The sequence below is a fragment of the Modestobacter sp. SYSU DS0290 genome, assembly GCF_054050955.1.
The window spans coordinates 531297-556823 of sequence record NZ_JBJHAI010000001.1 but is presented as its reverse complement, the minus strand read 5'-3'; the positions used below and the strand labels follow the sequence as shown (position 1 = coordinate 556823).

Annotated in this window: 33 protein-coding genes and 1 riboswitch; of the genes, 21 read left to right on the top strand and 12 right to left on the bottom strand. The window is 75.9% G+C overall.

Annotated elements, in window-relative coordinates; translation table 11 throughout:
• The first annotated feature begins 4 nt into the window (after positions 1-4).
• Positions 5-298, top strand: a complete 294-nt coding sequence (locus ACI795_RS02850; RefSeq protein WP_457073696.1) for a DUF1416 domain-containing protein — start codon at positions 5-7, stop codon at positions 296-298.
• Between the two features lie 75 nt (positions 299-373).
• On the opposite strand, the gene ACI795_RS02845 is transcribed toward ACI795_RS02850, so the two are convergent.
• Complete coding sequence (locus tag ACI795_RS02845; protein ID WP_457073695.1) at positions 374-1075, bottom strand: TetR/AcrR family transcriptional regulator; 702 nt, start codon at positions 1073-1075, stop codon at positions 374-376.
• A gap of 127 nt (positions 1076-1202) precedes the next feature.
• On the opposite strand from ACI795_RS02845, the gene ACI795_RS02840 reads away from it, so the two are divergent.
• From ACI795_RS02840 to ACI795_RS02830, 3 genes are all read left to right on the top strand, one after another.
• Complete coding sequence (locus tag ACI795_RS02840) at positions 1203-2171, top strand: NAD-dependent epimerase/dehydratase family protein (protein ID WP_457073694.1); 969 nt, start codon at positions 1203-1205, stop codon at positions 2169-2171.
• Positions 2172-2290: 119 nt separating this feature from the next.
• Positions 2291-2863 carry an FABP family protein gene (locus ACI795_RS02835; RefSeq protein WP_457073693.1) on the top strand — a complete coding sequence of 191 codons (573 nt, stop codon included), beginning with the start codon at positions 2291-2293 and terminating at the stop codon, positions 2861-2863.
• A 2-nt stretch (positions 2864-2865) separates the two neighbouring features.
• Positions 2866-4569: a DUF885 domain-containing protein gene (locus ACI795_RS02830; RefSeq protein ID WP_457073692.1), complete on the top strand. Its 1704-nt coding sequence runs from the start codon at positions 2866-2868 to the stop codon at positions 4567-4569.
• A gap of 59 nt (positions 4570-4628) precedes the next feature.
• Here ACI795_RS02830 and ACI795_RS02825 read toward each other — a convergent pair whose 3' ends face one another.
• The 3 genes from ACI795_RS02825 to ACI795_RS02815 all read right to left on the bottom strand — a co-directional run bounded on the left by ACI795_RS02825 (position 4629) and on the right by ACI795_RS02815 (position 8018).
• Positions 4629-5354, bottom strand: coding sequence for a hypothetical protein (locus tag ACI795_RS02825; protein ID WP_457073691.1), 726 nt, complete (start codon positions 5352-5354; stop codon positions 4629-4631).
• Positions 5355-5694: 340 nt separating this feature from the next.
• The gene (gene nhaA, locus ACI795_RS02820) at positions 5695-7062 is read right to left on the bottom strand and encodes a Na+/H+ antiporter NhaA (protein WP_457073690.1); all 1368 of its coding nucleotides are present in this window, start codon (positions 7060-7062) and stop codon (positions 5695-5697) included.
• 110 nt (positions 7063-7172) lie between these two features.
• The gene (locus tag ACI795_RS02815) at positions 7173-8018 is read right to left on the bottom strand and encodes an aminotransferase class IV (protein ID WP_457073689.1); all 846 of its coding nucleotides are present in this window, start codon (positions 8016-8018) and stop codon (positions 7173-7175) included.
• A gap of 39 nt (positions 8019-8057) precedes the next feature.
• On the opposite strand from ACI795_RS02815, the gene ACI795_RS02810 reads away from it, so the two are divergent.
• From ACI795_RS02810 to ACI795_RS02775, 8 genes are all read left to right on the top strand, one after another.
• Positions 8058-8537 carry a Fur family transcriptional regulator gene (locus ACI795_RS02810; protein ID WP_457073688.1) on the top strand — a complete coding sequence of 160 codons (480 nt, stop codon included), beginning with the start codon at positions 8058-8060 and terminating at the stop codon, positions 8535-8537.
• Positions 8534-9658 (top strand): CAF17-like 4Fe-4S cluster assembly/insertion protein YgfZ, encoded by a 1125-nt coding sequence (gene ygfZ / locus ACI795_RS02805; RefSeq protein ID WP_457073687.1) that lies wholly within the window; start codon positions 8534-8536, stop codon positions 9656-9658. The genes ACI795_RS02810 and ygfZ overlap by 4 nt, the downstream gene beginning before the upstream one ends.
• Complete coding sequence (locus tag ACI795_RS02800; RefSeq protein ID WP_457073686.1) at positions 9655-10533, top strand: 3-keto-5-aminohexanoate cleavage protein; 879 nt, start codon at positions 9655-9657, stop codon at positions 10531-10533. The genes ygfZ and ACI795_RS02800 overlap by 4 nt, the downstream gene beginning before the upstream one ends.
• A complete protein-coding gene (locus ACI795_RS02795; RefSeq protein ID WP_457073685.1) occupies positions 10530-11093 on the top strand; it encodes an RsiG family protein in 564 nt (187 codons plus the stop codon). Before ACI795_RS02800 ends, ACI795_RS02795 begins: the two co-directional genes overlap by 4 nt.
• A complete protein-coding gene (locus tag ACI795_RS02790; protein ID WP_457073684.1) occupies positions 11093-12058 on the top strand; it encodes an asparaginase in 966 nt (321 codons plus the stop codon). The genes ACI795_RS02795 and ACI795_RS02790 overlap by 1 nt, the downstream gene beginning before the upstream one ends.
• 73 nt (positions 12059-12131) lie before the next feature.
• Positions 12132-12623, top strand: coding sequence for a helix-turn-helix domain-containing protein (locus ACI795_RS02785; protein WP_457073683.1), 492 nt, complete (start codon positions 12132-12134; stop codon positions 12621-12623).
• Positions 12620-13474, top strand: a complete 855-nt coding sequence (locus ACI795_RS02780; protein ID WP_457073682.1) for a hypothetical protein — start codon at positions 12620-12622, stop codon at positions 13472-13474. The genes ACI795_RS02785 and ACI795_RS02780 overlap by 4 nt, the downstream gene beginning before the upstream one ends.
• A gap of 154 nt (positions 13475-13628) precedes the next feature.
• The gene (locus tag ACI795_RS02775; protein ID WP_457073681.1) at positions 13629-13919 is read left to right on the top strand and encodes a DUF2516 family protein; all 291 of its coding nucleotides are present in this window, start codon (positions 13629-13631) and stop codon (positions 13917-13919) included.
• A 9-nt stretch (positions 13920-13928) separates the two neighbouring features.
• Here the strand turns inward: ACI795_RS02775 and ACI795_RS02770 are convergent, their stop codons facing one another.
• The 3 genes from ACI795_RS02770 to ACI795_RS02760 are packed head-to-tail and all read right to left on the bottom strand — an operon-like array spanning position 13929 to position 15909.
• A complete protein-coding gene (locus tag ACI795_RS02770) occupies positions 13929-14132 on the bottom strand; it encodes a PspC domain-containing protein (RefSeq protein ID WP_457073680.1) in 204 nt (67 codons plus the stop codon).
• Positions 14133-14191: 59 nt separating this feature from the next.
• Entirely contained in the window at positions 14192-15067 is an 876-nt protein-coding gene (locus tag ACI795_RS02765; RefSeq protein ID WP_457073679.1) for a spermidine synthase, read from the bottom strand.
• Positions 15064-15909, bottom strand: a complete 846-nt coding sequence (locus tag ACI795_RS02760) for a class I SAM-dependent methyltransferase (protein WP_457073678.1) — start codon at positions 15907-15909, stop codon at positions 15064-15066. The genes ACI795_RS02765 and ACI795_RS02760 overlap by 4 nt, the downstream gene beginning before the upstream one ends.
• A 40-nt stretch (positions 15910-15949) precedes the next feature.
• Between ACI795_RS02760 and ACI795_RS02755 the strand changes: the two genes are divergently transcribed.
• The gene (locus ACI795_RS02755) at positions 15950-16978 is read left to right on the top strand and encodes a UDP-N-acetylmuramate dehydrogenase (protein WP_457073677.1); all 1029 of its coding nucleotides are present in this window, start codon (positions 15950-15952) and stop codon (positions 16976-16978) included.
• A complete protein-coding gene (locus tag ACI795_RS02750; protein WP_457073676.1) occupies positions 16975-17259 on the top strand; it encodes a hypothetical protein in 285 nt (94 codons plus the stop codon). Before ACI795_RS02755 ends, ACI795_RS02750 begins: the two co-directional genes overlap by 4 nt.
• A gap of 7 nt (positions 17260-17266) precedes the next feature.
• On the opposite strand, the gene ACI795_RS02745 is transcribed toward ACI795_RS02750, so the two are convergent.
• A complete protein-coding gene (locus ACI795_RS02745) occupies positions 17267-17458 on the bottom strand; it encodes a hypothetical protein (RefSeq protein WP_457073675.1) in 192 nt (63 codons plus the stop codon).
• 190 nt (positions 17459-17648) lie between these two features.
• Positions 17649-17714, top strand: a riboswitch (guanidine-III (ykkC-III) riboswitch).
• Between the two features lie 10 nt (positions 17715-17724).
• Here ACI795_RS02745 and ACI795_RS02740 point away from each other — a divergent pair.
• Entirely contained in the window at positions 17725-18039 is a 315-nt protein-coding gene (locus tag ACI795_RS02740; protein WP_457073674.1) for a DMT family transporter, read from the top strand.
• A gap of 49 nt (positions 18040-18088) precedes the next feature.
• Here ACI795_RS02740 and ACI795_RS02735 read toward each other — a convergent pair whose 3' ends face one another.
• Positions 18089-18559: an N-acetyltransferase family protein gene (locus ACI795_RS02735; RefSeq protein ID WP_457073673.1), complete on the bottom strand. Its 471-nt coding sequence runs from the start codon at positions 18557-18559 to the stop codon at positions 18089-18091.
• A 128-nt stretch (positions 18560-18687) separates the two neighbouring features.
• On the opposite strand from ACI795_RS02735, the gene ACI795_RS02730 reads away from it, so the two are divergent.
• Positions 18688-18864, top strand: coding sequence for a hypothetical protein (locus tag ACI795_RS02730; protein WP_457073672.1), 177 nt, complete (start codon positions 18688-18690; stop codon positions 18862-18864).
• A gap of 4 nt (positions 18865-18868) precedes the next feature.
• Here the strand turns inward: ACI795_RS02730 and ACI795_RS02725 are convergent, their stop codons facing one another.
• Positions 18869-19654: an SDR family oxidoreductase gene (locus ACI795_RS02725; RefSeq protein WP_457073671.1), complete on the bottom strand. Its 786-nt coding sequence runs from the start codon at positions 19652-19654 to the stop codon at positions 18869-18871.
• An 85-nt stretch (positions 19655-19739) separates the two neighbouring features.
• On the opposite strand from ACI795_RS02725, the gene mshA reads away from it, so the two are divergent.
• Genes mshA through ACI795_RS02710 form a run of 3 tightly spaced genes read left to right on the top strand, consistent with a single transcriptional unit; the run spans position 19740 to position 23169 of the window.
• Complete coding sequence (gene mshA / locus ACI795_RS02720) at positions 19740-21107, top strand: D-inositol-3-phosphate glycosyltransferase (RefSeq protein ID WP_457073670.1); 1368 nt, start codon at positions 19740-19742, stop codon at positions 21105-21107.
• An 11-nt stretch (positions 21108-21118) separates the two neighbouring features.
• A complete protein-coding gene (locus ACI795_RS02715) occupies positions 21119-21619 on the top strand; it encodes a YbjN domain-containing protein (RefSeq protein ID WP_457073669.1) in 501 nt (166 codons plus the stop codon).
• Positions 21616-23169 carry an MFS transporter gene (locus ACI795_RS02710; RefSeq protein WP_457073668.1) on the top strand — a complete coding sequence of 518 codons (1554 nt, stop codon included), beginning with the start codon at positions 21616-21618 and terminating at the stop codon, positions 23167-23169. Before ACI795_RS02715 ends, ACI795_RS02710 begins: the two co-directional genes overlap by 4 nt.
• Positions 23170-23171: 2 nt before the next feature.
• Here the strand turns inward: ACI795_RS02710 and ACI795_RS02705 are convergent, their stop codons facing one another.
• Positions 23172-23936: a class I SAM-dependent methyltransferase gene (locus tag ACI795_RS02705; protein ID WP_457073667.1), complete on the bottom strand. Its 765-nt coding sequence runs from the start codon at positions 23934-23936 to the stop codon at positions 23172-23174.
• 37 nt (positions 23937-23973) lie between these two features.
• Here ACI795_RS02705 and ACI795_RS02700 point away from each other — a divergent pair, with 37 nt between their 5' ends.
• Both ACI795_RS02700 and ACI795_RS02695 read left to right on the top strand, forming a co-directional pair.
• The gene (locus ACI795_RS02700; protein ID WP_457073666.1) at positions 23974-24276 is read left to right on the top strand and encodes a hypothetical protein; all 303 of its coding nucleotides are present in this window, start codon (positions 23974-23976) and stop codon (positions 24274-24276) included.
• Positions 24277-24300: 24 nt separating this feature from the next.
• Positions 24301-25068 carry a phosphoglyceromutase gene (locus ACI795_RS02695; RefSeq protein ID WP_457073665.1) on the top strand — a complete coding sequence of 256 codons (768 nt, stop codon included), beginning with the start codon at positions 24301-24303 and terminating at the stop codon, positions 25066-25068.
• 13 nt (positions 25069-25081) lie between these two features.
• Here the strand turns inward: ACI795_RS02695 and ACI795_RS02690 are convergent, their stop codons facing one another.
• Positions 25082-25507 (bottom strand): hypothetical protein, encoded by a 426-nt coding sequence (locus tag ACI795_RS02690; protein ID WP_457073663.1) that lies wholly within the window; start codon positions 25505-25507, stop codon positions 25082-25084.
• Positions 25508-25527 lie beyond the last annotated feature (20 nt).

The window sequence follows — 25527 nt, the reverse complement described above, 5'->3', positions numbered from 1 at the left end:
TGACATGTGCGGAGCACCCAAGCAGGGTGGCGGCCTGGCCGGCGTCGACCTGACCACCCAGACGGTGATCCAGGGTTCGGTCTGGCACGACGGCTCCCCGGTGGCCGGCGCCTACGTGCGCCTGCTGGACGCCACGGGCGAGTTCACCGCCGAGGTGGTGACCAGCCCGGAGGGCGAGTTCCGGTTCTTCGCCGCGCCGGGCACGTGGACCCTGCGCACGCTGGCCCCGGTGGGCCGCGCGGAGCGCACGGTCGACGCTGAGGTCGGGCTCACCGAGACCACCCTCGCCATCTCCTGAGGACCGCTGATCAGCGCCCGTCCCGGCTCCGGCCGGGGCGGGCGCTGTCGTCTCCTCGCCGCCTCGTGCAGGCGGTCACCCCGCGGCGGCCTGGTCCGCCCGGATGCCGAGGAGTCCGGCGAGGTCGCGCATCCCGTCGTCGAAGAACGTGTCCGCGTCGGTCACCGAGCCGACGAAGTGGCCGAACAGCTCGAAGCTGATCGTGCCGAACAACCCGCTCCAGGCGCGCAGCGCCCGGGCGCGCACGGTGTCGTCCAGTGCCGGGTGCTCTCCGCCCAGCACCGCGGTGACCTCGGGGCTGATCGTGCCGGCCGGCCGGCCGGCCGCGGGGGGCAGTGCCCCGGCCCGGGCGGCGTCGCCCAGGACCCGGCCCAGGACGGCGCCGACCCGGGCGGCCGCCGGGACGGTGTCCCGCGGCGCCCGGTAGCCGGGCACCGGGGAGCCGTAGAGCAGGGCGTACTCGTGGGGGCGGGCCAGCGCCCAGCGGCGCACGGCGCGGCAGACCCCGAGCCATCGGGTCAGCGGCGGCTCAGCCGGGTCGTCGGCCCGCTCGGCAGCCTCGCCGAGGGCGTTGTACCCGTCGATGATCAGCCGGGTCAGCAGCTCGTCGCGGCTGGGGAAGTAGCGGTAGACCGCCGAGGAGACCATGCCCAGCTCACGGGCGACGGCCCGCAGGGAGAGACCGGCGGCGCCGACGGTGGCCAGCTGGGCGCGGGCCAGTGCGGTGATCTCCTCGGTCAGCTCGGCACGGGCACGGTCACGGGCGGTCGGCGGCACGCGGCCATCGTGCCCTTCCGAGAGCGCCGATCGCAAACGAGAGCGGTGCTCTTGACAGGATCCGGCGGGCGGAGCATCGTCGGCGCCAACGAGAGCACCGCTCTCGTACGAACTCCCTGGAGGAGACATGGCGCGACACGTGGTGGTCGGCAAGGGCCCGGTCGGTTCGACGACGGCCCGGCTGCTGGCGGAGCAGGGTCACGAGGTGGTCGTCCTCTCGCGCAGCGGTGGCACCAGCACCGAGGCGGTGCGCCACACGGCCGTGGACGCCGCTGACGCCGAGGCGCTGGTGCGTGCGGTCGGCCGGGCAGACGTGCTCTACAACGCGGTCAACCCGCCGAACTACACGACCTGGTCCCGGGACTGGCCGCCGCTCGCCACCGCGCTGCTGACCGCGGCCGAGCGCTCCGGCGCCGGCCTGGTGATCATGGGCAACCTCTACGGGTACGGCCGCCCGTCCGGCCCGATGACGCCGCAGACCCCGCTGGCCGCCACCGACGTGAAGGGGCGGCTGCGGGCGCAGATGTGGGCCGATGCGCTCGCCGCGCAGCAGGCCGGCCGGCTGCGGGCCACCGAGGCCCGGGCGTCGGACTTCGTCGGGCCCGGCGTCCCCGCCGCCCAGTCGCACCTGATCCGCCAGCTGGACACCCTGCGCCGCGGCCGGCGGGCCTGGGTCATCGGCGACCCCGACGTCCCGCGCAGCTGGACCAACGTGCCCGACGCCGCGGCCACCCTGATCGCCCTCGGTGCCGACGACCGGTCCTGGGGGCGGGCGTGGCACGTGCCCAGCCCGGCGCCGCGGACCCAGCGGCAGGCGCTGACCGACCTGGCCCAGGCCCTGGGCGCACCGCCGGCGAAGGTCAGCGGCACACCCTGGCCGGTGCTGCGCGCCGCCGGGCTCGCCGTCCCGCTGATGCGGGAGATCGTGGCCATCCGGCACCAGTGGGACCAGGAGTACGTCCTGGACGCGGCGGAGACGACGGCGGTGTTCGGGGTGGCCGCGACGCCGTGGGACGACGTCGTCCGCGCGACGGTGCAGAGCTGGTCGACGGCCCAGGGTGGGGCCGCGGGCGCCGCGGTGGGAGCGCGCGGATAGCGTGGCCCCATGGGTCTGTTCTCCGCCTGGTTCCTGGTGGCGTGCACCGCGCTGACCGCCGTCGGCTGCGCCGCGTCCGCGTGGCGGCTGACGCGCCGCGAGCGTCCGGAGCGCGCCCGATGACCGCCCCCACCCCGCCCGGCCTGCCCGAGCAGCCGGCCCACGGGCCGACCGAGCTGCCGGTGCCCGACACCGTCGACGTCCGCGAGGGCCCGGAGGTCGCGCACGAGCTGCTGTCCCTGCTCCCGCTGCTGGGGGAGTGGCACGGCGAGGGGCAGGCCGCCGGGTCCGGCGGGGACCACCGCTTCGGCCAGTGGGCGCGCTTCGCCCACGACGGCCGGGGGTTCCTCTTCTACGAGTCGCGCACCTGGCGGCTCAGCGACGACGGCGAGGTCGTCGGCGCCGACCAGCGGGAGTCGGGCTTCTGGCGCCCGCGCGGCGAGGACGAGGTGGAGCTGCTCGTCGTCTCCCCCGCCGGCCTGGTCGAGATCTACGCCGGCACGGCGCGGACGACGACGAGCTGGGAGCTGGTCAGCGACGTGCTGGCCCGCACCCCCGACCACCCCGACACCAGCCGCGCCACCCGGCTCTACGGCATCGTCGACGGCGCGCTGATGTACGCCATCGACCGGGCCGCCGGCGACCAGCCGCTGCGGCCCACCATGTCCGCCCGCCTGGAGAGGATCCGCTGACCGTGACCAGTCCCGCGCCCCGCACCCCGCGGCAGGTCGCCGACGCCTACGTCGACGCGATCTCCGACCTCGACCCGTTGGTGGCCACCGGGCTGGGCACCCGGCCCGGCGACGACCGGCTGCCGGACACCAGCCCCGCCGGTGCCGAGGCGGAGGCGGAGCTGATCCGGCGCACCCTGACCGAGCTCGACCGGGTGCTGGCCGAGGACCCGGCGCTGGCCGAGGACCCGGTGGAGCGGCGGTGCGCCCGGCTGCTGCGCGAGCGGCTGACCGCCGCGCTGGACCTGCACGAGGCCGGCGAGCACCTGCGCGCGGTGTCCAACCTGTTCTCGCCGGTGCACGCCATCCGGCAGGTCTTCTCCCTCATGCCCACCCAGAGCACCGAGGACTGGGCCGTGCTGGGCCGGCGGCTGGCCCGGGTGCCGGAGGCGTACCGCGGCTACCGCGCATCGCTGTCCGCGGGCGCGGCCCGCGGGCTGTTCGCCGCGCCGCGGCAGGTGCACACCGTCGTGGGTCAGCTCGACGAGTGGCTGACCGGGCCGTACTTCGCCGGGCTGGTCGCCGCGGGGCCCGACGAGCTGCGCGGCGAGCTGGACGCCGCGGCGCAGGCCGCCGACGCCGCCGTCGCCGAGGTCCGCGACTTCCTCCGGGACGAGTACGCCCCGCAGACCGAGGGGACGCCGGACGCCGTCGGCCGCGAGCGGTACGCCCGCTTCGCCCGGTCCTGGAACGGCAGCGACCTCGGCGCGAACGGCGGCCTGGAGGAGGCCTACGCCTGGGGCTGGGCCGAGCACCAGCGGATCCTCGCCGAGCAGCGCACCCTGGCCGAGCTCGTGCTGCCGGGTGGCACGCCGATGGAGGCGATGCGCTGGCTCAACGAGCACGGCGAGGCGGTCGAGGGCGTCGAGCCGGTCCGGCAGCGGCTGCAGGCGATGATGGACGAGGCGATGGACGCCCTGGACGGCGTGCACTTCGACATCGCCGAGCCGGTGCGCCGGGTCGAGGCGATGATCGCGCCCCCGGGCAGCGCCGCGGCGCCGTACTACACCCGGCCCACGCAGGACTTCTCCCGCCCCGGCCGCACCTGGCTGCCCACCCTCGGCAAGGACCGCTTCCCGCTGTGGGACCTGGTCTCGACCTGGTACCACGAGGGCGTTCCCGGCCACCACCTGCAGCTGGCCCAGTGGGCCTACGTCTCCGGCGAGCTGTCCACCTACCAGACCTCGCTGGGCATGGTCAGCGCCAACGCGGAGGGCTGGGCGCTCTACGCCGAGCGGCTGATGGACGAGCTGGGCTTCCTGGGCGACGCCGGCGCGCGGCTGGGCTACCTGGACGCCCAGCAGATGCGTGCGGTCCGCGTGGTGATCGACATCGGCATGCACCTGGAGCTGCCGATCCCCGACGACGCGACGGGGGCGGTCGCCGAGCACCGCGGCCGGCCGTGGACCCCGGAGCTGGCCCGCGCCTTCTTCGGCGAGAACTGTGGCCGCGACCCGGAGTTCCTGGACAGCGAGCTGGTGCGCTACCTCGGCATGCCCGGGCAGGCGATCAGCTACAAGCTGGGCGAGCGGGCCTGGCTCGCGGGCCGGGCGGCCGCCCAGCAGGCCCGGGGTGCCGACTTCGACCTGAAGGCCTGGCACATGGCCGCCCTCTCCCAGGGCAGCCTCGGCCTGGACGACCTGGAAGCCGAGCTCGCCCAGCTGTAAGGCCCCCTTCCAGGGGCCCGCCCTGAGCTCGCGAAGGGTGGGGAGGAGGGGGTCCTCCGTCAGTCGGGGGCGTCGGCGGGGGTGGGGTTGACCTCGTCGGCGTCCCAGGTGGTGCGGTCGGTGGCGGCAGCCGGGGCGGCCTCCAGCTCCGCGACGTCGAGCAGTTCGGCGATGCACGCCGCGCTGCCTCCGACGTAGGTGGTCACCAGGTCGATGTCGGTGGCCACGCACCACGCCCGGTCGGCCGGCCACCACAGGTTGGCGCTCTGCTCGTAGGGCTCGGCGGCGAAGTTCTCCGCGGCCAGCGTGATCGGCCCGTTGACCAGCCAGTACTCCCGTTCGGGGAGGGTCAGGGTGGGGTGGTCGGTGAGGACGGCGCCGCCCAGGGCGACGCCGAACCAGCAGACGTCCGGGGTGCGGGTGTAGCGGGTGAGCACCTCGACCATGCGCTCGGCGACCGGCACCGGCAGGTGGCCGCGGGCGGGGGCGCCGTGCCACAGCGGGGCCTGGTCGTCGTTCTCGAAGTAGTCCATCGCCCCGGTGACCGAGCCCCACTGCATCAGCGGGTGGGCGGCGGTGCCGTTGGCGGCGGCGACGGAGGACCAGGGGACCTCGACGTCGTCGTCACCCACGTAGCGGACGGCGGGGTGGAAGACCCGGGCCAGCGCCGGGAAGCCGGCGGGCACCAGCGCCGCCACGGTCTCCGGGCGGGCGCTCCGGGCCGACTCGGCAAGCCACTGGCCGGCGGTGGTGTCCAGCGCGACCGCGCGCCCGGCGAACTGCACGGCGTCGAGTCTCCCAGGGAACGGACAACCCCCGGGCTGCTCCGCGGCGCTGGAACCCGCCGGAGCGGGGAGCTGCACGCGGGCCGACTGGACAACGGTCGGCGGCCCGGGGGTCGGGTGACTGTCCGGTTCTCGCTCGCCGCCGTACGACGGACGGGCGGGATTGCCGTCGTTCAGTTCCTGCCGGTCTTCGACAGTGCCTGAACGGGCGGCCCATCTGGACGGCGGCTAGCGGACAGCCACCTCACGAGTCCTGAACGACATCAATGTTCGGACCACCTCCTCTCTCGTGTACCTGAGACGGTACGACCGGTCCCGGCGCTCGGCAACGACATTTCGTTCAGCTGTCGGCGGAACGGGTCCGTCCGTCGGGGTCGGCGGTGCCGGGGCGGGGCGTGTCGGGGGTATCCGGGTCGCGCTGGAACACGTCGGGCACGCCGTCGGCGTCCGCGTCCACCGACTCCATCTCGCTCATCTGCCGGTAGCGCCGGTCGCGGATCTTCAGCAGGACCCCGGCCAGCAGCGCGGCCAGCAGGGTGCCGGTGAGGACGCCCACCTTCACGTGCTCGTCGCGCAGCGAGCCCTCGCCGAACGCGAGCTCACCGATCAGCAGGGAGACGGTGAAGCCGATGCCGCCGAGCATCGCCAGGCCGATGACGTCGAGCCAGCTCAGCTCCGGGTCCAGCTCGGCGCGGGTGAACCGGCTCATCAGCCAGGTCGCTCCGGTGATGCCCACGGTCTTGCCGACCACCAGACCGACGACGATCCCGATGGCGACGCTGTCGGTGAGCGCCGAACCGAGACCGGACAGGCCGCCGACGGTGACCCCGGCGGAGAAGAAGGCGAAGACCGGGACGGCGAAGCCCGAGGAGATCGGCCGCACCCGGTGCTCGAGGTGCTCGGCCAGCCCCGGACCGGCCGACGGGCCACCGGCGGCCTGGCTGCGCACCACGGGCACGGTGAAGGCCAGCAGCACGCCGGCCACGGTCGCGTGGACGCCGGACTCGTGCATCAGCACCCACGCCACGGCGGCCAGGGGGAGCAGCAGCCACCAGGAGCGGATCCGCTTCTGCACCAGGAAACCGAAGAGGGCGATCGGGACGAGCGACAGCAGCAGGGGCGTGATCGCCAGGCTCGCGGTGTAGAAGACCGCGATGATCGTGATCGCCAGCAGGTCGTCGACGATCGCCAGGGTCAGCAGGAAGGTCCGCAGGCCGCTGGGCAGGTGGGTGCTGATCACCGCCAGCACGGCGAGGGCGAAGGCGATGTCGGTCGCGGTGGGGATGGCCCAGCCCGACAGTGCGCCGTCGCCCGCCCCGAGGTTGACCACCGCGTACAGCACGGCGGGGACGACCATGCCGCCGACCGCGGCGGCGACCGGGAGGGCGGCCTTGCGCGGGTCGCGCAGGTCGCCGGCGACGAACTCGCGCTTGAGCTCCAGACCGGCGACGAAGAAGAAGATCGCCAGCAGGCCGTCGGCGGCCCAGGTGCCCAGGGTGAGGTCCAGGTGCAGCGACTCGGGGCCGACCCGCAGGTCCCGCAGGGACTCGTAGGACTCCGACCAGGGGCTGTTGGCCCAGACCAGGGCGAGCAGCGCCCCGATCATGAGCAGCACCCCGCCGACGGTCTCCTGCCGGAGGACCTCGCCGATCCGGCTGGTCTCCGCCCAGGACCGTCGGGAGAAGACGCGGGAGGGGGCGTTGGACATGGAGGCGGCTCCGGGTGCAGGGGTCGGCGAAGAGGACTGCCGACCAGACTTCCCGGCGCACCTCCCGGTCACACTACCGGGGGACCGGGATCACTCCGGTCCGGAGGCGCTCAGCGGGCGAGCAGCTCGCGCACCCGCCCGGTCAGGCCGGCGTCCCCGCGCTCGACGCCGTCGACCCGGACGACGGCCGTGGCGCCCCGGATGCCGGACAGCAGCCAGACCGCGTCGGCGGCGTGCAGGTCGGCGACCGTGCCGCTGGTGACCGCGGTCGGCCAGTCGTCGGCCGCCGCGGCGGCGAACAGCCGCGCCTGGGTGGTGCCGGCGAGGATGCCCGTCTCCGGTGGCGGGGTGTGCAGCCGCCCGCCGGCCGACCAGACGACGGTCGAGGTCGGCCCCTCCAGCAGCTGCCCCTCGAGGGAGGTGAAGACGACGTCGTCGGCGCCGCGCCGGTGGGCCTCGCGGAGCGCGGCCATGTTGACCGCGTAGGAGAGCGTCTTCGCCCCGCCCAGCAGCCAGGGAGAGCTCGCCCGGACGTCGGCGGAGAGGCCCAGGGTGAGGGTCACCACCGCCACCCCCTGCTCCCGCTGGCGCAGCGTCTCCGCCGGCACCGGGGCCAGCAGGGCGAGCAGCGTGGGCGGGGTGCCGTCGCCGAGCCCGCGGGTCAGGAAGACCCGGCAGGCGCCGTCGACCTCGGCCGGCCAGCCCGCGACGAGCGCCCCGATCACCGCGCGCACCGCGTCGTCGCCGGGGTGCGTGAGCTCCATCAGCGCGGCCGAACGGCGCAGCCGGGTCAGGTGCCCGGCCAGCTGCGGGGTGCCCCCGCCGGTCACCAGCACCGACTCGAAGCAGCCGTCGCCGCGCCCCAGGCCGAGGTCCAGCGCGGTCACCACCGGCTGGGTGGGGTCGACCACCCGGGCCCCGCCGTCCTGCCAGACCGCCACGCGCGTGCTCGTCACGGCTCCACCCTGCCGTACGGCGGTCCTAGGCTGGGTGGCGTGTCCGAGGAGCCCAGTCCCTCCGGGGGACCCAGCACCGCGCCGCTGGCCGAGCAGCTGCGGGCCCGGGGGCTGCGGCTGACCACCCAGCGCCAGCGGGTGCTCGCCGCCGTCACCGCGCTCTCGCACGGCACGCCCGAGGACATCAGCTCCCGGTTGCGGGCCGAGGCCGGCCCGGACGGGGCGGCACCGGACACCTCCACGGTCTACCGGACCCTGGAGCTGCTCGAGCAGCTCGGGCTGGTCTGGCACACCCACCTGGGCAAGGGCGCACCGATCTACCACGCGGGCCAGCAGCACCGGCACGTGCACGTGGTCTGCCAGACCTGCGGGGAGATCAGCTCGGTCGACCCGACGGTGCTCGACGGCGCCGCGGAACGTCTGGGGGCCGAGTTGGGTTTCACGCTGGACGTGGGCCACGTGGCGCTGTCGGGCACCTGCCGGACCTGCGCCGACACGATCCGGACGGAGCACTCATGACCACCCCCTCCCCGTTGCTGTCCCGGCCGGGCGCCGTCGCGCTCGCCCTCCCGGACGGCGGCACCGGCCCCGTCGCCGCGCACTACGGCGAGCCGCTGCCCGAGCAGCGCCGCCTGGCCGAGGGCGCGGGCCTGGTCGACCGCAGCGACCGCGACGTGCTGACCGTGACCGGCGCCGACCGGCTCTCCTGGCTGCACGACCTCAGCTCCCAGCACCTGCGGGAGCTGGCCGACGGCACCGGCACCGAGGCGCTGTTCCTGGGGCCCAACGGGCACGTGGAGCACCACGTCGTGCTCGCCGAGCTGGCCGGCACCACCTGGGCCGACGCCGAGCCCGGCGCGGGCGCCGCGCTCGCCGACTGGCTGCAGAAGATGCGGTTCATGCTCCGCGTGGAGCCGGCGCTGGTCACCGACGCCTGGGCACTGCTGAGCCTGGCCGGGCCGCGGGCCGACGAGGTGCTGACCGCGGCCGGCTGGCCCGTCCCGACCGCCGAGCACGCCGTCGTCCCGCTGCCCGCCGGTGGCTGGGCCCGCCGGTCGCCGGCGATCGGCGACGGGAGCGTCGCGGTCGTCGACCTCCTCGTGCCGCGCACCCAGCTGGCCGCCCGCGCCGACGAGCTGTTCGCGGCCGGCGCCGTGCCGGCGGGGCTGGACGCGTTCGAGGCGCTCCGGGTGGAGGCCCGGCGGCCGCGGGCCGGCGTCGACAGCGACCACCGCACCATCCCCAACGAGCTGCCCTGGCTGCGCACCGCCGTCCACCTGGACAAGGGGTGCTACCGCGGGCAGGAGACGGTCGCCCGGGTGCACAACCTGGGGCGCCCGCCGCGGCGGCTGGTGCTGCTGCACCTGGACGGCATGAGCGAGACGCTGCCCGCCCCCGGCACCCCGGTCACCGCCGGCAGCCGCGAGGTGGGCCGGGTCGGCACGGTGGTGCGCCACCACGAGCTGGGCGTGATCGCGCTCGCGCTGGTCAAGCAGTCGGTCGCCCCGGACGCGACGCTGCACGTCGGGGAGGCCGCTGCGGTGATCGACCCCGACGACGGGCCGCAGGAGGTCGACGCCGCCGTGGCGGCGGCCCGCAACCGGGTGAAGGCCGTGCGGTCTGCGACGATGCGGGCGTGAGCACTGCCGGCGGCGTCGAGGGGACGCTGATCACCCTCGCCCCGACCGGCGCGGAGTCGGCCAAGGCCGACGTGCCGGCGCTCCCAGTCACGGTGGAGGAGGTCGTCGCCACCGCCCGGGACTGCCAGGCGCTGGGCGCCGCCGTCCTGCACCTGCACGTCCGCGACGCCGACACCCGGCCCACGCTGGACCTGCCGCGGGTGCGCGAGGTGGTGGCCGCGGTGCGGGAGGCCACCGACCTGGTGGTGCAGCTGTCCACCGGCGGGGCGGTCACCGACCCGGCCGAGGCGCGCCTCGCGGTGCTGGACGCCGGGCCGGACGCCGCCTCGCTGTCACTGGGCACGGTGAACTTCGGCCGGGACGTCTTCGCCAACCCGTGGGACCTGATCGTCGAGCTGCACACCCAGATGCAGCAGCGCGGCATCGTGCCCGAGTTCGAGGTGTTCGACCTCGGCCACCTGGCCACCCTGGCGCGCCTGCTCGACCGGCACGGCCTGCCGCACGGTGGGCACGTGCACGTCGACCTGGTGATGGGCGTGCCCGGCGGGATGCCCGGGACCACCGCGGCGCTGGCCGCCTGCCTGCCCGCGCTCCCGCCCGGCGCCACGTTCGCCGCCACCGGCGTGGGGCGCACCTCGCTGCCGGTGATGCTGGCCGCGCTGTCGGCCGGCGGTCACCTGCGCGTCGGCATGGAGGACACCCTCAGCTACGCACCGGGCGAGCCGGTGCGCGACAACGCCCAGCTGGTGGCGCGTGCGGCCGGGCTCGCCCGGATCGCCCAGCGTCCGCCGCTGTCCACGGTGCAGGCCCGGCAGCTGCTGGGCATCCCCGTTCCCGAACCGGTCCGTCCCACACCTGCGGAGGTCTCCCCGTGACCAGCCCGACCGCTGCCGGCGGCGCCGCCGTCGACGCGCTGCTCGACCCCTCCTTCCTCGACGGGGTGGAGCAGCTGCCGATGAGCGAGGTCCGCGCACTGCGCCAGCAGGCCGAGCAGGCGGAGGTCAACCTCTCCTACACGCGCCGCCTGCTGCAGGGCCGGCTGGACATCGTCCGCCGGGAGCTGCAGCGCCGCGCCGAGCACGACGGCCGTTCGCTGGTCGACCTGCTGCCGGAGATCCTCGCCGAGAAGGGCCGGGGCCCCGCGCACGGCCTGGGCCGCCACCAGACGGTGCAGCCGACCGCGCCCGAGCAGCACGAGCACTGGGTGAACGGCCTGGCTCCCGGGGTGGACCTCTCCGACGTCCCGGCGCTGCCCGACGACCAGCTGGAGGACGCGGCCCGCGCGTTGGGCGCGGGAGAGCGCAGCCTGTCCGAGCGCCGGCGCGGCGTGCAGCAGGTGATGGACGCCCTGGCCGGGGAGCTGGGCCGGCGGTACCGGGAGGGCCTGGCCGACGTGGCGCAGCTGCTCGCCGACGAGTCGCGGCACCGCGCCTGATGACGGGCTGGCCGGACTCGCCGGTGCTGGTCGAGGTGTGGCGCTCGGGCTTCCTGGAGTCGGTGCACCGCGGTGCGCTGGTCGTGCTGGACGCCGCAGGTGCCCCGCTGCACGAGGTGGGCGACGTCGGCCGGCCGGTGCTGCCCCGCTCGGCGAACAAGCCGGTGCAGGCCACCGCGCTGCTGGCGGCCGGCTGGCGTCCGCGGGACGACCGGGAGCTGGCGCTCGGTGCGGCGTCGCACAACGGCGAGGACGGGCACCGGGAGCTCGCCGACCAGCTGCTGGCCGGAGCCGGGCTGGGGCCCGACGACCTGGGCTGCCCGCCGGCGCTGCCCCAGCACGAGGGCACTCGGGCGCAGTGGCTGGTGGCCGGGCGGGCGCCCGAGCGGCTGGCGATGAACTGCTCGGGCAAGCACGCGGCGATGCTCTCGGCCTGCGTGGCCGCCGGCTGGCCGACCGAGGGCTACCTGGACCGGGAGCACCCGCTGCAGCAGGCGATCGAGGCGCGGCTGGGCGAGGCGTCCGGGGAGCCGGTCAGCGCCGTCGTCGTCGACGGCTGCGGTGCGCCGCAGCACGCGCTGTCGCTGACCGGGCTGGCCCGCGGGGTGCTCTCGCTGGTCCAGGCCGACCCGGGCGCGCCGGACCGGCTGGTCGCCGATGCGATGCGCGCCCACCCGTGGCTGGTGGCGGGTACCGGCCGTGACGACACCGAGCTCATGCAGGGCGTGCCCGGTCTGCTGGTGAAGGGCGGTGCCGACGGTGTGCACGTCGCCGCCCTGCCCGGCGCGGGCGCCGTGGCGCTGAAGCTGGACGACGGCGGTGACCGCGGGCGGCTGCCCGCACTGACCGCCGGCCTGCTCCGGCTGGGGGTGCCCGCCGAGACACTGTCCCGCTGGCTGCTCGCGCCGGTGAGCGGTGGCGAGGGAGTGGTCGGCCAGGTGCGGGCGGCGGCCTCGCTGGCCTGACCGGCCCGTCCCTGCCGGAGCAGCTGCTAGCGCACCGCTTGCAACAGCTAGCACTCCTGGCTACCGTAGGACCGTGGCCCGACCCACGGAGTTCGTCCGCGAGCAGGTGAGCGCTGTCCGGGACTCGGTCGCCTCGGCCGCGGCGGAGGCCGGGCACGTGCCGGCCAACGTCGGCTCCCACGTGGGCGAGTTCATCCGCAGCCAGCGCAGCGCCGCCCAGGTGTCACTGCGCGAGCTGGCCCGGGCCGCCGGGGTGAGCAACCCCTACCTGTCCCAGGTCGAGCGCGGTCTGCGCAAGCCGTCGGCGGAGATCCTGTCCCAGATCGCCCGCGGCCTGAAGATCTCCGCCGAGACCCTCTACGAGCAGGCCGGCATCCTCGACCGCCGGTCGGGCACCGCCGGCACCGTCGCAGCGATCCGGGCCGACCCGGCGCTCTCCGAGCGGCACAAGGCCGTGCTCCTGGAGCTGTACGAGACCTACGCCCGGGAGCACGCCCGCGAGCAGGCGGAGACCACCCCGCCGCCCCAGCCACCCACCCAGTCACCCCAGGAGGAGACGGCATGAGCCGCACCGACACCCTGAAGCACTACGGCGAGACCCTCGTCGGCACCGGCCGCACCGGCCTGCTGGCCGCCCTCGGCGCCGGCGACACCGTCGTCGAGCGGGCCCGCACCGTGGTCGGCGGGCTGCGCTCGCGCGCCGAGGCGCTGCCCGGCGAGGCCCAGGTGCAGGCCGACCTGGCCGGCAAGGAGGCCCGGACCCGGGCCGAGCTGGCCCGCGCCCGCGCCGCCCAGGCCGCCGCCGAGGCCCGCGTCCGCGCCGGCCAGGCCCGCGAGCAGGCCGCCGCGGCGGCCCAGCAGGCCCGCGTCGCCGCCGCCCAGGCCCGCACCGCGGCGACCGACGCCGCCGCCACCGTGCGGCCGGAGACGGTCATCGGCACGGTCACCGGGCTGGTCGAGACCGCCCGCACCCAGGCGCTGACCACGATCGGCGAGCTCGCCGACCGGGGCGCGACGCTGGTCGGCCCGACCTTCCGGTGGGTCGCCGGTCGCGCCGAGCAGACCGTCGACACGGTCGAGGGCGCTGTCGCCGACGCCGCCGACACCGCGCAGGAGACGGTCGACGCCGCCTCGAACGAGGTCACCTCGGTCGCGCAGAAGACCGCCGCCCGCGCCGACGACGCGCTCGACACGGTCGCCGAGGAGACCGCCGAGGCCGCCGCCGCCACCAAGCGCCGGGTCCGGGCCGGTGCCGACGCCGCTGAGGCGGAGACCGCCGGGAAGCCGGCGAAGAAGGCCGCGGCGCGGAAGGCCCCGGCGAAGAAGGCCGGCGCCAAGCGCGGCACGGCCGCGGCCAGCACCACCCCGGTGCCCGACCCGCTCGCCGTCCCGGCCAAGAGCGACGACGCCGAGTGACCGGTCCCTGCTGAGGGAGACCTGAACGCCGCCCCGGCGCCCGACGTCGATCGCGGGTGCCGGGGCGGCGCCGTCTCACCCGGCCGGGGCAGGTCACCGTCGCGGTGCGGGTCGACCCGCCGGGGATGCCGCCGGAACGCCTATCCTCAGCGGCATGGGCTTCGACGGCTTCGTCTACGAGCTGGTCCGTCTGGGCACGCTGGCGCTCGCGCTCTGGGCCTTCGTCGACGCGATCGTCCGCCCGACGGCGGCCTTCGTGGCGGCGGGCAAGCTCACCAAACCTGGCTGGATGGCGATCACCGGCATCGCGGCGCTGGTGATCTGGTGGCAGGGGCCGCTGAACCTGTTCGGGCTGCCCGCGGTGATCGCGGCCGTCGTCTACCTGGTCGACGTCCGTCCCGCGGTGCGCGAACTCCGGCGGGGCGGCAACAACAACAGCTGGTGACCCGGCGGGTCAGTACTCGCGGTCGGACGGCATGAGCACCCACAGCACCAGGTAGGCGATGAACTGCGGGCCCGGCAGCACGCAGCTGACGACGAACGCCAGTCGCAGTCCGTTGCGGGACAGGCCGAGGCGCCGGGCCAGGCCGGCGCACACCCCCGCGATCACCTTGTGTCGAGAGTCGCGGGTCAGGCGGCGGGACGCGGGAGCGGTCATGCGCCGACCCTAGGGGCCACCGGGTGACCTGTGCAGCTCCTCGTCCCTGGCTGGACGCCTCAACCGAAGACGCCGGCCGGTGGCTCCGGTGACGGCTGCGCGTCGGCGTCGGTGACCGGCGCCTGCTGCCCGACGAAGGTGCGCAGCAGGTCGCCGGTGACCAGCCGGGCGGGCATCGGGTCGGCCAGGCAGCGGCGGGTCAGCTCGGCCACCGGCAGCTCGGCGTCGGAGGCGACGGCGACCAGGTTGCCGAACCGGCGGCCCTTGAACGTGCTCGGCTCGGCGACCAGCGCCAGGTGCCCGAACACCGCGGCCAGCGTCGCCGCCTCCGTGCGGGCGAACCGCAGCGGCGGGCCGTCGGAGACGTTCCACGCCGTCGTCCCCCCCGGGCGGAGCACCCGGGCGACGTCGGTGGCGAACTCCACCGTGGTCAGGTGGGCCGGGGTGCGTGCGCCGGCGAAGACGTCGACCAGCACCAGGTCGGCGCTTGCGTCCGGCAGCGCGGCCAGGCCGGCGCGGGCGTCGATCGCCCGCACCCGGACCCGCGCGCCCCGGGGCATCGGCAGGCGGGCACGGACCAGGTCGGTGAGCCGCTCGTCGAGCTCCATCACCCGCTGCGCGGAGCCGGGCCGGGTCGCGGCCACGTACCGGGCCAGGGTCAGCGCCCCGCCGCCCAGGTGGACGACGTCCAGCGGTGCACCCGCCGGGGCGACCAGGTCGACGACGTGCCCCATCCGGCGGACGTACTCGAACTCCAGGTGGCTGGGGTCGCCGAGGTCGACGTGCGACTGCGGCACGCCGTCCAGGTGCAGCTCCCAGGCGCCGTCCCGGTCGGCGTCGGCCAGCAGCTCCGCCGTGCCGCCGCCGACCTCGACCGGCCCGGGCAGGGCGGTGAGGGCAGGCCGGTCGTCCCGGGAGCGTCCCCGCCGGCTCACGACGGCGCGACCGCGGACCAGCGGACGGTGACCTCGCCGTGCTTCCACCGCCGGGTCGGGGCGACCAGCGGCCAGCCGTCGGCGGCCAGCGCCTCCACCGCGGCAGCCCAGCGCTGCCGCGGCCCGAAGGTGGACAGCCCGGCGGCCGCGGCCCAGGCGGCGTCGAAGGCGGACAGGAACCGGTGCACCGGCTGGCCGGGCACGTTGTGGTGGATCAGCGCCTTGGGCAGCCGCTCGGCCAGGTCCGAGGGGCGCTCCAGGTCCGAGACCCGGGCGGCCAGGGTGAGGGTCAGCGGGCCGTCCTCGTCCAGCGCCACCCAGGTCGCCCGCCGTCCCCACTCGTCGCAGGTGCCCTCGACCAGCAGTCCACCGGGGGCCAGCGCAGCGCGCATGGTGTCCCAGGCGCGGGCCGCGGACGCCTCGTCGTACTGGCGCAGCACGTTGAAGGCCCGCACCAGCACCGGCTGCAGCCCGGCCAGCTCGAAGCCACCCACCCGGAAGTCGACCCGGGGCGGGTCGCGGTGCTCGGCGACCGCGGCCACCCGCTCGGGGTCGATCTCCAGGCCGACGACCTCCAGCCCGGCCACCTCGGGGGCCAGCCGCTCGGCCAGCTCGAGGGTGGTCACCGCCGACGCGCCGTAGCCCAGGTCGACGACGAGCGGGCGGGCGGCGTCGCGCAGCCGCGCCACCTGCGTGGCGACCAGCCAGCGGTCGACCCGGCGCAGCCGGTTGGCGTTGGTGGTGCCGCGGGTGGGCAGGCCCATCGCCCGGGCCCGGCCGGCCGCCAGCCGGGGCGCCTTCCGGGCGGGTGGCAGCGACGCACGCTGGGTGTGGTCGCTCACGGTGGACGAGGTTAGCCGCGCTGCGGATTACGGTGGTGCGGTGCAGGTACGCCGCGACGCCCGCTTCGCGGAGCTGACCACCCTGGGGGTCGGGGGGCCGATCGACCGGCTGGTCGAGGTCGCCACGCGCGAGGAGCTGGTCGCCGCCGTCCGCGACGCCGACGACGCCGGCCGCCCGCTGCTGGTCCTCGGTGGGGGCTCCAACCTGATCGGCCCGGACGCCGGCTGGCCCGGTGACGTGGTGCTGGTCCGCACCCGAGGGACCACCCGCCGCGACGCCGGTGAGCTGGTGGAGCTGGAGGTCGAGGCCGGCGAACCCTGGGACGACCTGGTCGCGGCCACCGTGGCGCAGCAGCTGGCCGGTCTGGAGGCGCTGTCGGGCATCCCCGGCTCGACCGGCGCGACCCCGGTGCAGAACGTCGGCGCGTACGGCCAGGAGGTCGCCGCGCTCATCACCTCCGTGCGCACCTGGGACCGCGCCGCCCGCGCCGAGCGGGTGTTCACCCCCGAGGAGTGCGGCTTCGGCTACCGGGAGAGCCGGTTCAAGTCCCAGCCCGGGGCCCACGTCGTCCTCGCGGTCACCTTGGCGCTGCGGCCCTCGCCGCACTCGGGTGCGGTGAGTTACGCCGAGCTGGCCCGCGCCCTCGGCGTCGAGCTGGGGGAGACCGCGCCGCTGGCCGCCGTCCGCGAGGCCGTGCTCGGGCTGCGCCGCGGCAAGGGCATGGTCTGGGACCCGGCCGACCCGGACACCCGCAGCGCCGGGTCGTTCTTCACCAACCCGATCGTCCCGGTGGCCGCTGCGGTGCCCGGCTGCCCGAGCTGGCCGGCCGGGATCGGCGCCGACGGTGCGGAGCAGGTCAAGCTGTCGGCGGCCTGGCTGGTGCAGTCGGCCGGCTTCGGCAAGGGCACCCGGGACGGGCGGGTCGGCACGTCGCCGCGGCACAGCCTGGCGCTGACCACCGAGCCCGGCGCGACCTCCGCGGAGCTGATGGCCTTCGCCGGGCGCGTCGTCGACGCGGTGCGGGAGCGGTTCGGCGTGACCCTCGTGCCCGAGCCGGTGCGCCCGTGAGCGTGCGACCGGACGAGGCCCGGCGGCTCGGGGGGCTCTACGAGACGCTGCGCGCGCCCGCGGTGCCGGCCGGGGGAGGCCCCGGGGCGATGCAGGCGTGGCTGGCCCGGGTCGAGGCCGACGGCGCGCTCGCCGGGCTGATCTCCCGGCTGCTCAACGGCGGCGACCTGCTCCGTGCCGACGTCGAGGCCGCCCAGGCGTTGACGGGGTCCGCCGGCACCTCCGCCGACCCCGCCCAGGTCGCGGCCGGCTACGAGCTGCTCCTCGCCCACGCCGCCTGACCGACGGTCAGGCCAGCAGGAGGGCGAGCACGACCGCCGCCGCGGTCAGCACGGCGAGGGCGACGGCCAGCCACAGCAGCATCCGCACCGCCCGCCGTCGGCCGCGGGGGTTGGTGACCCAGCCGCCGGTCAGCTCGCCCAGCTTCCCGACCGAGCCGGCCGGGGAGTACTGGTTCGTCTCACGCCCGTCCCCGTGCATGCGGCGATGGTGCCCTCGGCGGCGTGGTCCGTCGACCCCCGTCCGGTGACCGGCAGAGCGTGCGCCCGGGGAGGTGCCGGTGCGGAACGTCGTGCTCTGCCCACCGGTGGTGGACAGAGCACGACGTGCGTGGGTGACCCGTCTGACCGGTGCGCCGCTGGCCGCTTCGACGGGCGCGTGCGAGTCTGGAGACGAGCCCGCAGCGGAGCTCCCGGACGAGCGGCGCCGTACCCGGACAGCGACAAGACGGCGTTCCGGGAGTGGTCATGGCCTGGCTCGTCCTCGTCGTCTCCGGCGCGCTGGAGGCCGTCTGGGCCACCGCGCTCGACCGGTCGCAGGGCTTCACCCGCCTGGTGCCGAGCGTGGTCTTCGCCGTCGCCCTGGTCGGCAGCATGGGCGGGCTGGCGTTCGCCATGCGCACCCTGCCGCTGGGCACGGCCTACGCGGTGTGGGTGGGCATCGGCGCCACGCTGACCGCCGGCTGGGCGATGCTGACCGGCGCCGAGCCGGTGTCGGTGGTCCGGGTGCTGCTGCTGGCCGGCATCGTCGGCTGCGTGATCGGACTCAAGCTGGTCAGCTGAGCGCCGTTCGCGCGCACCGCGTCGGGCAGGGAAGACGACCGATGCCTGCTCACGAGAGCACCCGGGTCAGCGTGACCTGCTCCTCGCGGTAGCCGAGCCGCGAGTACAGCTCCCGGGCCGCGGCGTTGGCGGCGCCCGTCTCGAGCGTGAGCCGGCCGAGGCCCCGGGAACCGGCCCAGTGCTCCGCAGCCCGGACCAACTGGACGGCGACCCCCCGGCGGCGGGCTGCCGGTGCCACGACCAGCTCGCCGAGGTACGCGTCCACCTGCCCGGTGAAGTGCCGCTGCTCGGCCACCCCGGCGAAGCCCAGGACCCTGCCGTCGGGGTCGCAGGCCACCAGCAGCGCACGGTCGTCGCCCGATCCCCGACAGGCTTCGGCCACCCAGCCCTCCGCCGCGGTCCGCGCCGCGGCCTCCGGCCGCCAGATCGCCACCCCGGTCGCCAGCTCCCCGGCAAGCGCCCGCAGCGCGGGGTGGTCGGCGGGCTCGGCGGGGCGGACGGTCACCTGCTCGCTCGGCATGGTCGCAGCGTCCCGGACCGACCTGCCCGGAAAAAGGGCCTCACGGCGCCAGTGCGGTGGACCCACCGGCAGGCGCGGTCCAGCCAGCGGCCGGCCAGCTCGGCCGGTCGAGTGCGACGATGCCGGCCATGGGGGCTCTGCAGACGGCACGGACGTACCTCGGCACCGGTCGCGCGCCGGTGATCGAGGGGTTCACGCGCAGTTCGCGGGGGGTCCGGCTGCCCGTCTGCCGGCGCTGCGGCGCGCTCGTCGCCTACGAGACCCAGCGCGCACACCTGGACTGGCACGCCAGCACCGCCGGCTGAGCGGTCACCCGTCCTCGCGGGCGACCTTGTGCTGGGCGGCCTGCGCGCGCGGCCGGACGACCAGCAGGTCGACGTTCACGTGGTGCGGCCGGGTGACCGCCCAGGCGATCACGTCGGCGACGTCCTCGGCCACCAGCGGCTCGCGCACCCCGCGGTAGACGGCGTCGGCCTTCTCCTGGCTCCGGGTGCGGTTGAGCGAGAACTCCTCGGTCTTGACCATCCCGGGCGCGATCTCGATGACCCGCACCGGGTCGTGCACCAGCTCCAGGCGCAGCGTCTCGGCCAGCGTGTGCACCCCGTGCTTGGCGGCGGTGTAGCTGGCGCCGCCCTCGTAGCTGACCAGCCCGGCGGTCGAGCCGACGAACACCAGGTCACCGGCACCGGACGCCTGCAGCGCCGGCAGCAGCGCCTTGGTCAGCCGCACCGGACCCAGCACGTTGACGTCGTAGGTGCGCTCCCAGGAGTCCAGGTCGGCCTCGGCCACCGGGTTCGCGTCGAACGCGCCACCGGCGTTGTTCACCAGCACGTCGACCCGGTCCAGGGACGCCGCCAGCGCCGTCACCGACGCCGGGTCGGTCACGTCGAGCTGCGCGGCCCGCCCACCGATCCGGGCGGCCAGCTCGGTCAGCCGGTCCAGCCGGCGCGCGGCCAGCACGACGTCGAAGCCCTCGGCGGCCAGCCGCTCCGCGGTCGCCGCGCCGATCCCGCTCGACGCACCGGTGACGACGGCGACCCGGCCCGAGCCGGGGAAGGGCACTCGTGCGGGGGAGGGGGCAGCGGGGCTGGACATGACCCCATCCTGGCCCTGTTGCACACTGAACCACCGACAGGGTGTCCGAGGCGGGCGCCGCGAACGCCCGAGCGGAGGTGGCACCGTGCCTGGTCGCCGACCCGGCCGCCCGGGGGTCCGGTGGCGGAACGCCACGGCGCCGGTGCTCCCGCGCCGGGTCGCCACGCTCTCGGTGCACACCAGCCCGCTGGAGCAGCCCGGGGCCGGTGATGCCGGGGGCATGAACGTCTACGTGGTCGAGGTGTCCCGCCGCCTGGCCGAGCGCGGCATCGCCGTCGACGTCTTCACCCGGGCCACCTCCAGCGAGCAGCCGCCGGTGGTCGAGATGAGCCCGGGCGTCACCGTCCGGCACGTCAGCGCCGGCCCGTTCGAGGGGCTGGGCAAGAACGAGCTGCCCGCCCAGATGTGCGCCTTCACCGCCGCCGTGCTGCGCGAGGAGGCCCAGCACGAGCCCGGGCACTTCGACGTCGTCCACTCCCACTACTGGCTGTCGGGCCAGGTCGGTTGGCTGGCCCGGGACCGCTGGGGCGTGCCGCTGGTGCACTCCGCGCACACCCTGGCCAAGGTGAAGAACGCCGCGCTCGCCGAGGGCGACGAGCCCGAGCCGCGCGCCCGGGTGATCGGCGAGGAGCAGGTCGTCGCCGAGGCCGACCGGATGGTCGCCAACACCGCCGAGGAGGCGCGCCAGCTCGTCGACTTCTACGGCGCCGACCCGCGCCGCACGCTGGTCGTGCCCCCCGGGGTCGACCTGCGCACCTTCCGGCCCGGCTCCCGGCGCAGCGCCCGCGAGCGGGTCGGCGTGCCGGACGACGCCGTCGTGCTGCTGTTCGTCGGCCGGATCCAGCCGCTCAAGGCCCCGGACATGCTGCTGCACGCCGCCGCCCGGATCCTCGCCGCCGACCCGGCGCTGCGCTCGCGGTTGCAGGTGCTGGTCGTCGGCGCACCCAGCGGGTCCGGGCTGGCCGAGCCGCAGCGGTTGCAGGAGCTGGCCGTGCGCCTGGGCGTCACCGACGTCGTCCGGTTCCTGCCCCCGCAGCCGCCGGCGCAGCTGGCCGACCACTACCGCGCCGCCGACGTCGCCGTCGTCCCCAGCCACAACGAGTCCTTCGGGCTGGTCGCCCTCGAGGCGCAGGCCTGCGGCACGCCCGTGGTGGCCGCCCGGGTCGGTGGCCTGCCGACCGCGGTCGACGACGGCGTCTCCGGGCTGCTGGTCACCGGTCGCGACCCGGAGGACTACGCCGGCGCGATCATCCGGGTGCTCGAGCGCCGGGAGCTGCTGGCGGCCGGCGCCCGGCGGCACGCCGCCGCCTTCAGCTGGGACCGCACCGTCGACTCCCTCGTCGACGGCTACGCCGCGGCGATGGCGGAGATGAGCCGGCGGTCGGCGCCGCTGGCCCGGCTGCGCGGCGCGGAGGCCGTGCGGCTGCTCTCCGGGGGCACGGCGGGGCGATGAGCCGGCGGAGCGTGGCAGAGCTCGACGAGGTCGTCGAGGGGGCGCTGCGCGCCGCGGAGCTGGAGTACGAGCACCCGGGTACCGGGCGGTTCGTGGTGACCCTGCCCGGGGTGCGGAAGCTGCGCACGCTGGTCGGGCTCACCATCGGCGGGCACGGGTTCCGGGTCGAGGCGTTCGTCTGCCGCCAGCCCGACGAGAACCGCGAGCAGCTGTGGGCCTGGCTGCTGCAGCACAACGCCCGGATGTACGGGGTCGCGTACTCCATCGACAGCGTCGGCGACGTCTACCTCACCGGCACCCTCGGGCACGACGCGGTGAACCCCGAGGAGATCGACCGCATCCTCGGATCGGTGCTCACCTATGCCGACGAGCACTTCAACACGATGCTGGAGATCGGCTTCGCCAGCTCGATCCGCCGCGAGTGGGAGTGGCGGGTCAAGCGCGGGGAGTCGCTGCGCAACCTGGAGGCGTTCGCCGCCTTCGCCGACCCCACCCGTCGGCCGCCCGGGTGACCCGGCCCGCCCTGACCACGCCGACGCCCCTGCCGGCCGGCTACGACCGGCGGTGGTGGGTGCTCGCCACCATGGTCGTCTGCCTGCTGATGGTGATCATGGGCAACACCATCCTCAACGTCGCGCTGCCCACGCTCCAGCGCGAGCTGGACGCCACCCAGGGCGAGCTCCAGTGGGCGATCGACTCCTACATCCTGGTCTTCGCCGGGCTGCTGTTCAGCTGGGGCGTGCTCGGTGACCGGTTCGGCCGGCGCAAGGTCCTGCTGGCCGGGCTGACCATCTTCGCCGTCGGCTCGGTGCTCGCCGCGTTCAGCGACTCGGCGCTGGAGCTCATCGCCTGGCGCGCGGTGATGGGGGTCGGCGGCGCCGCGGTGCAGCCCGCCACGCTCGCGGTGATCACCAACGTCTTCCCGGCCGGCGAGCGGGGCCGGGCGATCGGGCTCTGGGCCGGCGCCTCCGGCCTCGCGGTGGCCGGCGGGCCGCTGGCCGGCGGGCTGGTGCTCGAGCACTACTGGTGGGGTGCGGTGTTCCTGCTCGGCGTCCCGGTCGCGGCGGTCGGCGTGCTGGGCATCCTGCTCGTCGTCCCGGAGTCCCGGGACCCCGCGCCCGGCCGGCTGGACGTGCCCGGCGTGCTGCTGTCCATCGTGGCGCTGGCCGGGCTGGTCTTCGGCATCATCCGCGGCGGCAGCGACGGCTGGAGCGCCCCGCTGACCTGGGCACCGCTGGGCGGAGGGGCGCTGCTGCTGGCGTTCTTCGTCTGGTGGCAGCGGCGCACCACCCACCCGGCGCTGGACGTGACCCTCTTCCGCAACCCGGCCTTCTCCGCCGCCGCCGGTGCCCTCACGCTGAACTTCTTCGCCCTGCAGGGCGCGACCTTCTACCTCGTCTACTACCTGCAGGGCGTGCGCGAGTACTCCCCACTGGCCAGCGGGGCCAGCCTCGTGCCGGTCGCCCTGGGGATCGCGGTGATGGCGCCGCGCAGCTCGGTGCTCGCCGAGCGCTTCGGGGCGAAGGCCGTGTGCGCCACCGGCTTCACCCTCATCGCGCTCTCCTTCGCCGGGATCCAGCTGCTGGACGCGGACACACCGCTGTGGCTGGTGCTCTCCGTGCTGGCGCTGCAGGGCATCGGCATGGGCTCGGTGATGGCCCCGGCCACCGAGTCGATCATGTCCGTCGTCCCGCGGGAGAAGGCCGGCGCGGGCGCGGCGGTCAACAACGCGGTGCGCCAGGTGGGCGGCGCGCTCGGGGTGGCGATCCTCGGCTCGGTGCTGGCCGGTGCCTACGCCACCCGGCTCGGCGACGACGTCGACGCGCTGCCGCCCGCAGCCCGGGAGCAGGCGAGCGAGTCGATCATCGGGACGCTGGCCGCGGTCGAGCGCGCCCGGGCCGCCGGCGGTGAGGCCGCGTCCGGCGTCGGCGCCGTCGTCGAGCCGGCCCGGGAGGCCTTCGTCGGGGCGATGCACCTGACCGCCGTCGGCACCGCCGGCTGTGCGGTCATCGCCGCGGTGGTCGTCCTCGTCTGGCTGCCCGGCCGGCGTCTGCCCGCCTGACCTCAGGCCGCGCCGGGCCACCAGAAGGTGGTCGCGGTGCGCGGCCGGTCGTCGGTGGAGCGGCTCATCGCCGCGGCCACCTCCGGCTCGCGCTCCGCCGGCAGGCACAGCCGCCGGCGGGTGAAGGCCAGCACGACGTCGGCGGGGGCGTCGCGCCACGGATCGGCCCGTGGCCACGTCGCCTGCTCCGCGGCGACGCCGAGGTCCGTCAGCACCTCGCCGAACAGCGCCGCCGTCGGGCCGGCGGGCCGGTCCTGGCCGTGGAAGTGTCGCCACAGCCCGCCCAGGGACGTCCACGGGTGGACGTCGGTCAGCTCGACCACCACCCGGCGGCGGGCATGCCCGGTCAGCGCGGCCACGAACGCAGCGACGTCGGGCACGTTGTAGACGACGTTCGCGCAGACCACGACGTCGGCGGGCGGCACCCGTGCGGCGACGTCCGGCCACCGCCCCACCCAGGTGCGCACCGCCCTCGCCGGGGAGCCCAGTGCCGCCGTCGTGAACCGGGCCAGCAGTTCGGCGGACTCGTCGACGCCCAGCAGCTCGGCGGCGCCGGCCCGCACGCTGGCCGCCCCGCCGCCGCAGCCGACGTCCAGCACGCTGCCCGGGTCGACGTCGCCGACCGCGGCCAGGGTGGCCTCCGCTCCGCGGTCGGCGCCGAAGAGGTCCGGCGGGAAGCCGTAGGGGGACTCGGGGGCCGCCGCCAGCAGCTCCGGGTCGATCGCCCACGCCGCCAGCTCCGCGGCCCACCGCTCCGTCGCACGCACGGGCCGATCCTCCCCTGCGGGGGTTAGCGTGGCGGCGATGGTCGACCAGACGCCGGCGCCGGCCCGGCAGGGCCGGGCGCTGATCGGCCTGGTTGCCGCCTCCGCGCTGGCCTACCCCCTGCTGCTGTGCGCGGTCGAGCTGCTGGTCGTGCAGCTGATCGCCCCGGACGTCGCTGGGCTCGTGCTGTGGGGCTCGGTCGCAGTGGCGTGCAGCCTGGGCATGGTCGCGGCGGTCCGCTGGGGCGCGGGACGGCGGTTCCGGAGCCCGTGGCTGCTCGTCGGGCTCGCGCCGCCCGCGCTGTTCGAGCTGTGGGTGTGCTGGCCACTTCTCACGCGCTGACCCGCGGTCGGGCAGGATGGCGGCGTGACTGAGACCGCGAGCCCCGCTGCGACCCTCGTCCTGCTCCGCCACGGCGAGAGCGAGTGGAACAAGGCCAACCTGTTCACCGGCTGGGTGGACGTCCCCCTGTCGGAGAAGGGCCGCGATGAGGCGGCCCGCGGCGGCCGGCTGATGGCCGAGCAGGGCCTGCTGCCCGACGTCCTGCACACCTCGCTGCTCAAGCGGGCCATCACCACCGCCGAGCTGGCGCTGGCCGCGGCCGACCGGCAGTGGATCGACGTGCGCCGCTCCTGGCGGCTCAACGAGCGCCACTACGGCGCGCTGCAGGGCAAGGACAAGGCGGCCACCCTCGCCCAGTACGGCGAGGAGCAGTTCATGACCTGGCGCCGCTCCTACGACACCCCGCCGCCGCCGATCGAGGCCGGCAGCGAGTTCAGCCAGGACGGCGACCCCCGCTACGCCTTCCTGCCCCCGGAGGTGCGTCCGGCCACCGAGTGCCTGGCCGACGTCGTCGTCCGGATGCTGCCGTACTGGTACGACGCGATCGTGCCGGACCTGCGGTCGGGGAAGACCGTGCTGGTCGCCGCGCACGGCAACAGCCTGCGCGCGCTGGTGAAGCACCTGGACGGCATGGGCGACGAGGAGGTCGTCGGCCTGAACATCCCGACCGGCGTCCCGCTGCGCTACGACCTGGACGCCGACCTGCGCCCGCTGCAGAAGGGCGGCCAGTACCTCGACCCCGCGGCCGCCGCCGCCGCGATCGAGGCGGTCAAGAACCAGGGCAAGAAGTAGCCGCCGGCCGGGCTCAGTCCACCGCGGGGTGGCTGAGCCCGGTCACGGCTGCCGGGTCGACGGCCACCCCCTCCCCGGAATGGGCGTCGAACACCTCCAGCTCGCCCAGCCGGCCCCCCAGCACGTGCAGCACGACGCTCACCACGTGCCCGTCCGGGCCGCGCCCGGTCGAGCTCACCGCGAGGACGTCGTCCCGGCCGGTCCTGGACAGCCGGGCCACCGTCGCCTCCGGCACCGGCGCCGCGGACGTCGCCAGCTGCACCGACGAGCAGCCGCAGGCGCAGACGCCCACGACGAGGACGTCGTCGGCCTGGGCGACCAGCTCCGGCGGGCCGGCCGCGGCGAGCCCGGACAGCAGCCGCTGCTCGGCGGGGGTCGGCGCCCGCGGGGTGTCGAGCGCACGGAAGGGTGGCTGGCCGGGAGGCAGGAGGGACGGCACCCGGCCAGCCTCCCGGTCCG

Coding starts and splice junctions, on each gene's coding strand:
- ACI795_RS02850 (WP_457073696.1), top strand. CDS start 5: ATGTGCGGAGCACCCAAGCAGGGTGGCGGCCTGGCCGGCGTCGACCTG.
- ACI795_RS02840 (WP_457073694.1), top strand. CDS start 1,203: ATGGCGCGACACGTGGTGGTCGGCAAGGGCCCGGTCGGTTCGACGACG.
- ACI795_RS02835 (WP_457073693.1), top strand. CDS start 2,291: ATGACCGCCCCCACCCCGCCCGGCCTGCCCGAGCAGCCGGCCCACGGG.
- nhaA (WP_457073690.1), bottom strand. CDS start 7,062: ATGTCCAACGCCCCCTCCCGCGTCTTCTCCCGACGGTCCTGGGCGGAG.
- ygfZ (WP_457073687.1), top strand. CDS start 8,534: ATGACCACCCCCTCCCCGTTGCTGTCCCGGCCGGGCGCCGTCGCGCTC.
- ACI795_RS02790 (WP_457073684.1), top strand. CDS start 11,093: ATGACGGGCTGGCCGGACTCGCCGGTGCTGGTCGAGGTGTGGCGCTCG.
- ACI795_RS02780 (WP_457073682.1), top strand. CDS start 12,620: ATGAGCCGCACCGACACCCTGAAGCACTACGGCGAGACCCTCGTCGGC.
- ACI795_RS02775 (WP_457073681.1), top strand. CDS start 13,629: ATGGGCTTCGACGGCTTCGTCTACGAGCTGGTCCGTCTGGGCACGCTG.
- ACI795_RS02770 (WP_457073680.1), bottom strand. CDS start 14,132: ATGACCGCTCCCGCGTCCCGCCGCCTGACCCGCGACTCTCGACACAAG.
- ACI795_RS02745 (WP_457073675.1), bottom strand. CDS start 17,458: ATGCACGGGGACGGGCGTGAGACGAACCAGTACTCCCCGGCCGGCTCG.
- ACI795_RS02740 (WP_457073674.1), top strand. CDS start 17,725: ATGGCCTGGCTCGTCCTCGTCGTCTCCGGCGCGCTGGAGGCCGTCTGG.
- ACI795_RS02735 (WP_457073673.1), bottom strand. CDS start 18,559: ATGCCGAGCGAGCAGGTGACCGTCCGCCCCGCCGAGCCCGCCGACCAC.
- ACI795_RS02730 (WP_457073672.1), top strand. CDS start 18,688: ATGGGGGCTCTGCAGACGGCACGGACGTACCTCGGCACCGGTCGCGCG.
- ACI795_RS02725 (WP_457073671.1), bottom strand. CDS start 19,654: ATGTCCAGCCCCGCTGCCCCCTCCCCCGCACGAGTGCCCTTCCCCGGC.
- ACI795_RS02700 (WP_457073666.1), top strand. CDS start 23,974: ATGGTCGACCAGACGCCGGCGCCGGCCCGGCAGGGCCGGGCGCTGATC.